Origin of the sequence: Okibacterium sp. HSC-33S16 (assembly GCF_024171565.1) — a bacterium.
Classification (GTDB): Bacteria; Actinomycetota; Actinomycetes; order Actinomycetales; family Microbacteriaceae; genus Mycetocola_A.
Genome location: NZ_JALJZZ010000003.1, coordinates 264501 through 275476 on the forward strand (window position 1 = coordinate 264501; position 10976 = coordinate 275476).

Sequence of the window (10976 nt, forward strand, 5' to 3'; positions counted from 1 at the left end):
GCAGTGGTGAAGACTGTCCGTGATATGTCCCGGTTGCTGGACCCGCGGGACGTACTGCCAACCCGGGAAGAGCTTGTCACTCCGTGTGTGGAGTCGGACGAAATCCCCGCTGACCCGTTCATTCCGGTACCGCCGGGTGCAGTGTTTGTGCATGTGCCGTTTCGGGATGACCCGCCTGCACCGCCGACACCGTTCGCTCGAACCGCGAACACCTGCAGCAGGATGCTCGATGCGGTTGCTGAGGTGGAGAGGCTGGAGGCGACGCAGGCGGCGTGGAAGGCGGAGTTCGTTGACCGGGCCTGCACTCTTGCGCTGGTGAACGAGGAAGGGGTGATTGCGGGGTCGAAGGATGTGTTGCAGTGTCGGGAGATGGCGTTGCGATGCTTCATTTCGGAGTTAGCGTGTGCGTTACGAATCCCGGAACGCACCGCCGGCATCCTGGTGGAGGAGAGTCGGGTGTTGGTGCACCGGTTGCCGTTGACGATGAACGCGTTACGGGCAGGGGAAATCAGTTACCGGCATGCCCAACAACTCGTCGACCAAATCGCGACTCTGGCTGATGAGGCGGCTGCGGAGTTGGAACGGCGGGTGTTGTCGTTCGCGACAACGATGACGGTGGCGCAGTTCCGGCAGAAAACCCGGATCATGCGTGAGCGACTGGTTCCGGAGTCCGCGGTTCAGCGGTGTGTGAAGTCAGTGCGTGATCGTCGGGTGGAGATCATTCCCGCTCCCGACGGGATGGCCTGGGTGAGCCTGTTCACCACCGCCCCGTTAGCGGAGACGATCTTCGACGCGATCCGGGCACAGTCGATGCGGTTGCAATCCCCGGCCGAACCCCGGACGCTGGCCCAGTTGGATGCTGACATCGTCGTTGACGGGTTGCTCGAATCATTCACCGGTGAGTTCTCCACCCCCGACCCGACCGGCACCCGCATCTTCGGCACCGGCCTGGGCACCTACCGCTACAGCACCGAACCACCCACCGACACCAACACCGACACCGACACCAACACCGACACCGACAGTGCCAGTGAGGCTGTTGGCGGTGTGGTGTTAGCGACATCGGGGGCGACGGTGTATCGGGTGTCGTGTGCCGGTCCGGGTGTTGACCCGGTCCGGCCGTTCCGGAAGATCGTGCCGACCGTGCTGGTCACCGTTCCCGTGCTCACATTGTTGGGCCGAAGTGATGAGCCGGGGAATCTTGACGGTTACGGGCCGATCGACCCGCAAACCGCTCGCGACCTCGCCGCCCAGGCACCGGAGTTCCACCGGATGCTCACCCACCCCGAAACCGGGGTCGTGCTCTCGCTCGGCAGCACAAAATACACCCCATCCGCAGCGATGCGACGATTCCTCCGCTACCGAGACGGCTACTGCCGATTCCCGGGCTGCAACCGCAGAGCGGTGACCTGCGATATCGACCACACCGACCCATTCAGCACCGGCGGATGCACCGATATCGACAACCTCGCCAGCCTGTGCCCGAAACACCACAAAATGAAACACGAAACCCAATGGCAGGTTCAGCAACTCGGCAACGGCACCCTGAAATGGACCTCACCCCAAGGCCGCGAATACCTCACCCACCCCGAAAACCCCGCCCGAGGACCCATCCCACCAGTGGCCACGGCCAAACCGGGCAACGGCGAAACGGCGAACTCACCGTCGAACGGTGAAACAATGACCGACGCCGAGCAGGAGAAGAAACGAGGACACGACGCCTATTCGCGCCTGACCGATCGACTCACACAAAACAAACACAACAGCGACGACACGTTCGACGATGGAAACGGAGGCCGAATCACCTCTGACGCCCCGCCCTTCTAGATCGAACCGGAGTTCACTGGCGGGTCACCGAACGTAGAATTCCACCGGAAGCAGTGTGTCGATGTGGCTGAGCGGCATCGAGCCAATCAGAAGTATCTCGGCATAGGGATATCGGAAGTCCCTCGGTTCATCGTCGCCATGTTCCTCATCGACGTGCGAAGACTGATCACGTCACGGAACCCATCTGTGAAAGTCCTGGGCGCGCAGAGCCGCGTCGGGAGCGTCACGCTTGGTTAGAGCGAAAGCAAGAGGGCGTCTCCCTGGCCGCCACCGCCACAGAGCGCCGCAGCGGCTTTTCCTGATCCGCGACGCGACAACTCCATCGCCGCATGAAGAACCAGTCGAGCGCCTGACGCACCGATGGGGTGCCCCAATGCAATGGCTCCACCGTGAATATTGACCTTTGCAGCATCCAGCCCGAGATCGCGCATTGACTGCACACTGACCGCGGCGAAGGCTTCATTGATCTCAACCACATCGAGATCTGAAGCGGCCCAACCGGCTTTGCCGACGGCATCCGCTATCGCTCGAGACGGCTGGGAATGCAACGAGTTATCAGGCCCGGCAACCGAGCCTGACGCGCCAACAACCGCGAGCCAGCTCAAACCGTGCTCTTCGGCATAGGCCCGACTCGCCAGCACAAGGGCACACGCCCCGTCACTGAGCGGAGAGGAGTTGCCGGCTGTGATCGTCCCGTCCTTGTTGAAGGCTGGACGCAACGCACCCAGCGACTCGAGCGTCGACTCACCCCGCACACCCTCATCCGAGGTCAGAATGGTCGGCTCACCGCGCCGGGAGGGCACCTCGACCGGCGTGATCTCGTCGTCGAAGATCCCGTTCGTCTGCGCCTGTGCCGCACGCGTGTGCGAGTCCACAGCCACCTGGTCCTGCTGGCCGCGGTCGATTCCGAGCCGCCCGTTGTGCCGCTCGGTCGATACACCCATTGAGTCGCCGTCGAAGGCATCGGTCAGCCCGTCAAAAGCTGCTGTGTCGATCAGCGTGACCTCGCCGTACTTGTATCCCCTGCGCGACGCCGGCAAGACGTGCGGCGCGTTGGTCATCGACTCCTGACCGCCAGCAACGACGACGGATGCTTCGCCCAAACGAATAAGACGGGCCGCGTCGGTCACCGCCTGAATTCCAGACAGGCACACCTTGTTGACCGTGACAGCGGGGACATCCCAGCCGATCCCGGCTGCGCGCGCCGTTTGGCGTGCTGGATTCTGCCCCGCCCCGGCTTGAAGCACCTGCCCGAAAATCACCGAATCGACATCGCCGACATCGACTCCCGACCGCTCCAGCGCGGCTTTAAGGGCGATCGTGCCCAGCTCAACAGCACTGAATCCGGCAAGCTGGCCCAGCAAGCGGCCCTGTGGAGTGCGAGCACCCGCAAGGATGACTACGTCGTTCTGGCTCATGTGATTCCGACTCCTTCGTCGCTGGCCGCGGCACTGCGCGGGAAAATGATGCCTGTCCAGCTTGCCACGATTTCGCGGCTCGCCCGCTCTCCAGAAGCTACCCGAGAACCGTGGTGAAGCCGATAGGTTGGTACCCGTTGGCAGACGGGCTGAACCGCCCAGCCAACACGACTGCCGCAACGGCGCGGCACGGGCAGCAACGGAGGTGCACGAATGACGATGGACAAAACAGTGTCAACCGCAGCTGAGGCGGTGGCCGATATCCGGAGCGGATCATCGCTCGCCGTCGGCGGTTTCGGCTTGTGCGGGAACCCGATGATTCTCATCACCGCACTGCTCGAACTCGGCAGTGAGAATCTTTCGATCGTGAGCAACAACTGCGGTGTTGATGACTGGGGCCTCGGCATCCTGCTGGGCAACCGCCGGATCCGAAAAATGACGTCGTCGTACGTTGGCGAGAACAAGGAGTTCGAGCGTCAGTTCCTCTCCGGCGAACTGGAGGTCGAGCTCACTCCCCAGGGGACGCTCGCGGAAAAGCTCCGGGCCGGTGGGTCAGGGATCGCCGCCTTCTACACCCAGACCGGTGTCGGGACCCAGGTTGCCGAGGGTGGGTTGCCCCGTCGTTATGACGGCAGCGGGGGAGTTGCCATTGCCTCAGAGCCGAAACCCGTGCAGACGTTCTCCGTTCGAGGCGAGTACAAGCCGTTTGTCCTCGAAGAGGCCATTACCACCGACTTCGCGCTCGTTCACGCGAAGAAAGGCGATCGACACGGCAATCTTGTCTTTGACAAGTCCGCCCGGAACTTCTCGCCGCTCGCCGCGATGGCCGGCAGGGTCTGCATCGCACAGGTGGAGGAACTCGTCGAGCCGGGCGAGATCGACCCGGATGCCGTTCACCTGCCCGGGGTCTTCGTCCACCGGATCCTCGAGGTGGGAACCGACATCGAAAAACGTATTGAACGACGCACGGTTCGCCACACGGAAGGTGCCTGACCCATGGCTCTCACTCGAAACGAGATGGCCGCCCGCGCGGCGCGTGAACTGGAAGACGGGGCATACGTCAACCTCGGCATTGGCCTACCCACCCTCGTGCCGAACTATGTGCCCGACTCGATCACCGTCACGCTCCAATCGGAGAACGGAATCCTCGGCGTCGGTCCATATCCCACGGAGGATGCCGTCGACCCCGACCTCATCAACGCCGGAAAGGAAACGGTCACCACACTTCCCGGAACGGCGTTCTTCGATTCAGCACTGAGCTTCGCCATGATCCGCGGCGGGAAGATTGACGCAGCCATCCTCGGGGCCATGCAGGTGTCGGCGAGCGGAGACCTCGCGAACTGGATGATCCCCGGCAAGGTCGTCAAGGGGCCGGGCGGTGCGATGGACCTCGTTCACGGCGCCGGTCGGGTCATCGTCCTGATGGAACACGTCGCCCGTGACGGCAGCGCGAAGATCGTTCACGAGTGCTCCCTTCCGCTCACTGGACGACGAGTCGTGAACCGGATCATCACCGACCTGGCGGTGATCGACGTGACCGAGAACGGGCTCGTCCTCGTCGAAACGGCACCGGGAGTATCGGTGGACGAGGTGATCGCGGCGACGGAACCCCCGTTGACCGTTTCCCTCGATGGCTGAGCAGGATCCATCTTTCGGACCATATTCCATCGGCTGACGTTCAGCAGGCCCGGCGTAGGATGGCTGGGTGCCAGCAGTTAATTTGGGAATGCCCAAGGTCCCCGAGATCCTCGCTCCGCGACGCAAGTCACGCCAGATCAAGGTCGGAAAAGTCCTCGTCGGTGGTGATGCACAGGTCAGCGTCCAGTCCATGACAACGACGCCAACCACAAACATCAACGCGACGCTTCAACAGATCGCCGAACTGACGGCATCCGGCTGTGACATCGTTCGAGTCGCCGTGCCCAGCCGTGACGACGCTGAAGCGCTCCCGATCATCGCGAAAAAGAGCCAGATCCCGGTCATCGCTGACATTCACTTCCAGCCGAACTACGTTTACGCCGCCATCGACGCCGGTTGCGCCGGTGTCCGGGTCAACCCGGGCAACATTCGTAAGTTCGACGACCAAATCGGTGAAATCGCTCGCCGCGCCAAGGCCGCGGACGTCTCGATTCGAATCGGCGTCAACGCCGGTTCGCTCGACCCTCGCCTGCTGCAGAAGTACGGCAAGGCAACCCCGGAGGCGCTCGTGGAGAGTGCTGTCTGGGAAGCCAGCCTGTTCGAAGAGCACGACTTCCACGACTTCAAGATTTCGGTCAAGCACAACGACCCCATCGTTATGGTGAAGGCGTACCGGCTGCTCGCCGAGCGCGGTGATTGGCCGCTGCACCTCGGTGTCACCGAGGCCGGCCCGGCATTCCAGGGCACGATCAAGAGCGCGACGGCGTTCGGCATCCTGCTCTCCGAAGGCATCGGCGACACGATCCGTGTTTCCCTGAGCGCCCCGCCCGCCGAAGAGGTGAAGGTCGGCCTGCAGATCCTGCAGTCGCTCAACCTGCGCGAACGCAAGCTTGAAATTGTGTCCTGCCCGAGCTGTGGTCGCGCCCAGGTCGACGTGTACAAGCTCGCCAACGACGTCACCGACGGTCTCGAAGGCATGACCGTGCCGCTGCGCGTTGCCGTGATGGGCTGCGTCGTCAACGGACCGGGTGAAGCCCGTGAAGCCGACCTCGGCGTCGCCTCCGGAAACGGCAAGGGTCAGATCTTCGTGAAGGGACAGGTCATCAAGACCGTCCCGGAGTCGGAGATCGTCGCAACGCTCATCGAAGAGGCCAACCGCATCGCGGCCGAAATGCCCGCTGACGACACGAGCGTCGGCGCACCGGTCGTCAGCGTCAGCTAGCGCCAGTTCCGGCCGGAGTGTCGGGCGGGACTAGCATGGACGGGTGGTAACTCGGCTAACTAACTATTTCCTCAAGACCCTCCGCGAAGACCCGTCAGATGCCGAGGTGATCAGTCACCGCCTTCTCGTCCGGGCCGGATACATCCGGCGCCAGGCGCCCGGTATCTTTGCATGGCTGCCGCTCGGGCTCAAGGTCAAAGCTAAGATCGAAACGATCATCCGCGAGGAAATGACCCGCGCCGGAGCGCACGAAGTTCACTTCCCGGCGCTCTTGCCGCGGGAACCGTACGAGGTCACCGGCCGCTGGGACGAATACGGCGACGGCCTGTTCCGCCTGCAGGACCGCAAGGGCAGCGACATGCTCCTGGCCCCGACCCACGAAGAAGTGTTCACCCTTCTGGTCAAGGACCTCTACTCGTCGTACAAGGACCTGCCGCTCGCGATTTACCAGATCCAGGACAAGTACCGCGACGAGGCACGACCCCGCGCCGGGCTGCTGCGTGGGCGTGAGTTCACCATGAAGGACGCCTACTCGTTCGACTACACGGATGCCGGTCTCGACGCGAGCTACATGAAGCAGCGCGACGCCTATGAGCGCATCTTCACTCGCCTCGGGCTCGAGTACGCCATCGTGAAGGCCGACGCCGGTGCCATGGGCGGGTCTCGGAGCGAAGAGTTCCTGCACCCCACCCCGGTCGGGGAGGATACCTTCGTTCGGTCCGAGGGCGGCTATGCGGCCAACGTCGAAGCGTGGACGACACTTGTTCCACCGGCACGAGAGATCGAGGGCCAGCCGGCCGCCGAAGTGTTCGACACCCCGAACACGCCGACGATTCAGACCCTCGTTGACCTGGCCAACGCCGAGCACCCGAGGGCGAACGGCGAGCCTTGGACGGCGGCGGACACGCTCAAGAACGTCGTGCTCGCGCTGTCACACCTCGACGGAACCCGTGAACTCGTCATCGTCGGCCTGCCCGGTGATCGTGACGTTGACTTGAAGCGTGCCGAGGTTGCCTTCGCGCCCGCCGAGATCGAGGCGGCGACCGAAGCGGACTTCGCCAAGCACCCCGGACTGGTCAAGGGATACATCGGCCCGTGGGGCGCGAACGGCGCCGTTTTGGGCGAAAAATCGGCCACAGGCATCCGTTATCTTCGTGATCCTCGCGTTGTCGCTGGAACCAGCTGGATCACCGGCGCCAACGAGGATGGCAGGCACGTCTTCGGTCTTGTCGCCGGTCGTGACTTCGACGCAGACGGCATCGCCGAGGTCGCCGATGTGCGCGCCGGCGACCCCGCCCCCGACGGCTCGGGCCCGGTTGAACTCGCCCGCGGCATGGAAATCGGCCACGTCTTCCAGCTCGGACGCAAGTATGCGGAGTCGCTTGGCCTCAAGGTGCTCGACGAGAACGGCAAGCTCGTCACGGTCACCATGGGTTCATACGGCATCGGCGTGACGCGGATCCTCGCGATCATCGCGGAGTTGAACAACGACGCCAACGGTCTGATCTGGCCGGAGACGGTCGCCCCGTTCGACGTACACGTTGTCGCGACGGGCCGGGACGCGGCGGTCTTTGAGGCCGCTGAGACGGTGGTCGCTGACCTTGAGGCTGCGGGCTTCGACGTGCTCTTCGATGACCGCCCCAAGGTGTCACCCGGCGTCAAGTTTGGGGATGCTGAGCTCATCGGTATCCCGAAGATCGTCATTGTCGGCCGCGGAGTTGCCGACGGCGTCGTTGAACTCTGGGACCGCCGCAGCAACGAGCGCACACCCGTTGCCCTCGCGGACGCGGCGAAGGCGCTCCGGGGCTAAGCGCACCGCCTTGACAAACCGCGCCCTCAGGTGCGTGCACACAAAAAATCCCGGTCGGATTGTCCGACCGGGATTTTTGTTGCCAGGAGTTAGCGGGTCTTGGTTGCCTGCTTGCCCTTGATCACGGGCATCGGGCCGGTGACGCTCAGTGCGTCTTGCCAGCACTCGACGTTCTTCAGCTCGGGCAGCCGGTCGCGGGTAAAGACCGGGTCGAACCCATCGCGGCGCTGCTCGGAGTAGTCCTTGAGCAGCTTGAACGCCACTGTGCCGAGCAATGCGATCGCGGTGAGGTTCACGAGCGCCATAATGCCCATCAGACCGTCAGCCGTGTTCCAGACCAGGTCAGCGGTCAGCACAGAACCGGCGAGAACGGCTGCAACGGCGAAGACACGGTAGGTCGTCAACCAGACGCGTTTGGTGGTGATGAACTCGATGTTCGATTCGCCGTAGTAGTAGTTGCCGAGAATCGAGCTGAACGCCAGCAGGAAGACGATCACGCTGAGCAGCACACCCGACCACGCACCGAGTTGACCGGTCACCGCGTCGAAGGTCAGCCCGATACCGCGTTCGGCGTTCGCCAGGTCGGGAGTGGATACGAGGATGATGAAAGCCGTGATGGAGCAGATCAGGAAGGTGTCGAAGTACACGCCGAGGGTCTGCACGAGTCCCTGCTTGACCGGGTGCGTGACGGCCGCTGACGCGCCGGCGTTCGGCGCCGATCCGAGTCCTGCCTCGTTGGAGAACATTCCGCGCTTCACACCCTGGAGAATGATCGTGCCGATGGCACCTCCGGCGACCTGCTGGAAACCAAACGCGCCGGCATAGATCTCGCCGAACACCCGGGGTACTTCGGTCACGTTCATTGCAACGATCAGGATTCCGACAACGAGGTAGAGCAGTGCCATCACGGGAACAACGGCCTGCGTGACTGATGCGATGCGGCGAACCCCACCGAAGACGACCAGTCCGGTGAGCGCGGACAGTGCCAGCCCGACGATCCAGGGCAGCCAGTCCAGGTCAACGCCGACGGTGCTGGCGACGGTCGCACTGATCGTGTTGGCCTGCAGCGAGCTGAACGCGAGTGGGAAGCAGAGAATGAGGATCACGGCGAAGATGATTCCCATCCACCGCGCGCCGAGTCCGCGCTGCATGTAATACGCGGGTCCACCACGGAAGCCGTCTTTGTCCTTGGTTTTGTACAGCTGGCCGAGCGTTGACTCGACAAAGCTCGACGCGCCGCCGATGAACGCCATCGTCCACATCCAGAACACCGCTCCAGGCCCACCGATGGCGATCGCGGTACCGACGCCGGCGATGTTGCCAACACCCACGCGCGATGCCGCAGAAATGGTGAACGCCTGGAAGGCCGAAACGGACTGCGCCTTACCGTCGGTGTCGAGGGGCGTCTTGTCCGACAGGGTGCGGAACATCTCAGGAATCAAGCGAAACTGCACCACTCCGGTTCGGACAGTGAAGTACACCCCGAGAATCCCGACGACAGGCAACAGGATCCAGGTCCAGAGGCCGTCGCCGGCGCTGAGTACAAAATCGTTGATCGTATCCATGCGTTCAAACCTAAACCCCCTGAACAGGTGACACTGTCGAGCGGATGCGTCGGGGCAGGTTCACGACGAACCGTCACGGTGTTGACGCGGCCCGTGGTGTCGGAAAGCCTGAGCGTCGGGTAAGTTAGAAGATCGATCCGCCAGTGTAGAAGTGGCGGTGGCAGCTGAATAGAGGAGTACCCCGGTGGACATCGATCTCAACGTGCTGAAGATGATGGAGCGGGAGAAAGAAATCCCCCTCGACGAGCTCATCGGCATCATCGAACAGGCCATTCGCACCGCTTACGTGAAGAGCCAGGCGGTTCCGGGCGAAGCCGAACCTGAGGTTCGCGTCTCACTGGATCGCAAGACCGGTCACGTCGCCGTCCTCGTCCCGGAGACGGACGACGAAGGCAACATTATCGGTGAGGCAGAGTCCACGCCGGAAGACTTCGGCCGCATCGCAGCGTTCGCTGCCAAGCAGGTCATCAACCAGCGACTCCGCGACCTGGCCGACGATGCCATCCTCGGAGAGTTCAAGGGGCGCGAAGGCGACATCGTCGCCGGCGTCGTGCAGCAGGGACCTAACCCCCGCATGGTGCACATCGACCTCGGAACGATCGAAGCAATCATGCCGCCCGAGGAGCAGGTGCCCGGCGAGGAGTACAAGCACGGTGCTCGCATTCGCGTCTACGTGACGAGCGTCGCCCGTGGAATGAAGGGCCCACAGATCACGGTGTCGCGCACGCACCCGTCGCTGGTTCGGAAGCTCTTCGCTCTTGAGGTGCCGGAAATCGCGTCGGGCGTCGTGGAGATCGTCTCACTCGCCCGGGAGGCGGGCCACCGCACCAAGATCGCGGTTCGTGCCACTGACCCCAGCGTCAACGCCAAGGGTGCCTGCATCGGTGAACTCGGACGTCGGGTTCGCGCGGTGACCGAGGAGCTCGGCTCAGAGAAGATCGACATCGTCGACTACTCGCCGAACCTCGCGACCTTCGTGGCCAACGCGCTGTCACCGGCCAAGGTGTCGAGCACGTTCATGATCGACGAGGCCACCAAAGCGGTTCGCGCCCTCGTACCCGACTACCAGCTCTCGCTCGCCATCGGCAAAGAAGGACAGAACGCCCGGCTTGCCGCGAAACTGACCGGTGCGAAGATCGACATCCAGCCGGATTCGATCCTCGAGGACTGACATCCGCTCCCAGGGCCTGACAAATTTGGGGGAGTGCTACGATGGAACCTGTTAGAACGTGCGTCGGTTGCCGCGCGCGTGCCGAGAGATCCTCCCTCGTGAGGATCGTGGCCCAGGACTCACAGCTCGTGGTGGACACCACCGCGTCACTGCCTGGCCGAGGTGCGTGGCTGCATCCGCAAATCCAGTGTTACCAACTCGCGGTGAAGCGGCGGGCCTTCGGGCGCGCACTCCGTGAGCCGAGACCCCTCGACACGGCAGCACTTGAAAATTCTGTACGAGAGAACAGGCTGAACGGCTAATGGACAACTAATGAGCGGCTCGA

General features: G+C 63.1%; 9 protein-coding genes. 7 read left to right on the plus strand and 2 right to left on the minus strand.

What is annotated here, in order from left to right; translation table 11 throughout:
* Positions 1–24 precede the first annotated feature (24 nt).
* Positions 25–1827, plus strand: coding sequence for an HNH endonuclease signature motif containing protein (locus L1277_RS09615; RefSeq protein WP_253376159.1), 1803 nt, complete (start codon positions 25–27; stop codon positions 1825–1827).
* Between the two features lie 233 nt (positions 1828–2060).
* On the opposite strand, the gene L1277_RS09620 is transcribed toward L1277_RS09615, so the two are convergent.
* On the minus strand, positions 2061–3245 hold the full coding sequence (locus L1277_RS09620; protein ID WP_253376160.1) for an acetyl-CoA C-acetyltransferase: 1185 nt from the start codon (positions 3243–3245) through the stop codon (positions 2061–2063).
* 213 nt (positions 3246–3458) lie between these two features.
* Here L1277_RS09620 and L1277_RS09625 point away from each other — a divergent pair, with 213 nt between their 5' ends.
* The 4 genes from L1277_RS09625 (at position 3459) to L1277_RS09640 (ending at position 7915) form a co-directional block, all read left to right on the plus strand.
* Positions 3459–4238: a CoA transferase subunit A gene (locus tag L1277_RS09625; protein WP_253376161.1), complete on the plus strand. Its 780-nt coding sequence runs from the start codon at positions 3459–3461 to the stop codon at positions 4236–4238.
* A gap of 3 nt (positions 4239–4241) precedes the next feature.
* Complete coding sequence (locus L1277_RS09630; protein ID WP_253376162.1) at positions 4242–4883, plus strand: CoA transferase subunit B; 642 nt, start codon at positions 4242–4244, stop codon at positions 4881–4883.
* A gap of 67 nt (positions 4884–4950) precedes the next feature.
* On the plus strand, positions 4951–6105 hold the full coding sequence (ispG, locus tag L1277_RS09635; protein ID WP_253376163.1) for a flavodoxin-dependent (E)-4-hydroxy-3-methylbut-2-enyl-diphosphate synthase: 1155 nt from the start codon (positions 4951–4953) through the stop codon (positions 6103–6105).
* 43 nt (positions 6106–6148) lie between these two features.
* Complete coding sequence (locus tag L1277_RS09640) at positions 6149–7915, plus strand: proline--tRNA ligase (RefSeq protein WP_253376164.1); 1767 nt, start codon at positions 6149–6151, stop codon at positions 7913–7915.
* An 89-nt stretch (positions 7916–8004) separates the two neighbouring features.
* On the opposite strand, the gene L1277_RS09645 is transcribed toward L1277_RS09640, so the two are convergent.
* The gene (locus L1277_RS09645) at positions 8005–9480 is read right to left on the minus strand and encodes a sodium:alanine symporter family protein (protein ID WP_253376165.1); all 1476 of its coding nucleotides are present in this window, start codon (positions 9478–9480) and stop codon (positions 8005–8007) included.
* 184 nt (positions 9481–9664) lie between these two features.
* Here L1277_RS09645 and nusA point away from each other — a divergent pair, with 184 nt between their 5' ends.
* Together nusA and L1277_RS09655 are read left to right on the plus strand one after the other, a co-directional pair.
* Positions 9665–10651, plus strand: coding sequence for a transcription termination factor NusA (nusA, locus tag L1277_RS09650; protein ID WP_253376166.1), 987 nt, complete (start codon positions 9665–9667; stop codon positions 10649–10651).
* 41 nt (positions 10652–10692) lie between these two features.
* Entirely contained in the window at positions 10693–10953 is a 261-nt protein-coding gene (locus L1277_RS09655) for a YlxR family protein (RefSeq protein WP_253376167.1), read from the plus strand.
* The last annotated feature ends 23 nt before the right edge of the window (positions 10954–10976 follow it).

What these genes read in the sequence shown, in the direction of transcription:
- L1277_RS09615 (WP_253376159.1), top strand. Translation starts at nt 25, where the DNA reads ATGTCCCGGTTGCTGGACCCGCGGGACGTACTGCCAACCCGGGAAGAG.
- L1277_RS09655 (WP_253376167.1), top strand. Translation starts at nt 10,693, where the DNA reads ATGGAACCTGTTAGAACGTGCGTCGGTTGCCGCGCGCGTGCCGAGAGA.
- L1277_RS09630 (WP_253376162.1), top strand. Translation starts at nt 4,242, where the DNA reads ATGGCTCTCACTCGAAACGAGATGGCCGCCCGCGCGGCGCGTGAACTG.
- L1277_RS09645 (WP_253376165.1), bottom strand. Translation starts at nt 9,480, where the DNA reads ATGGATACGATCAACGATTTTGTACTCAGCGCCGGCGACGGCCTCTGG.
- L1277_RS09625 (WP_253376161.1), top strand. Translation starts at nt 3,459, where the DNA reads ATGACGATGGACAAAACAGTGTCAACCGCAGCTGAGGCGGTGGCCGAT.
- L1277_RS09620 (WP_253376160.1), bottom strand. Translation starts at nt 3,245, where the DNA reads ATGAGCCAGAACGACGTAGTCATCCTTGCGGGTGCTCGCACTCCACAG.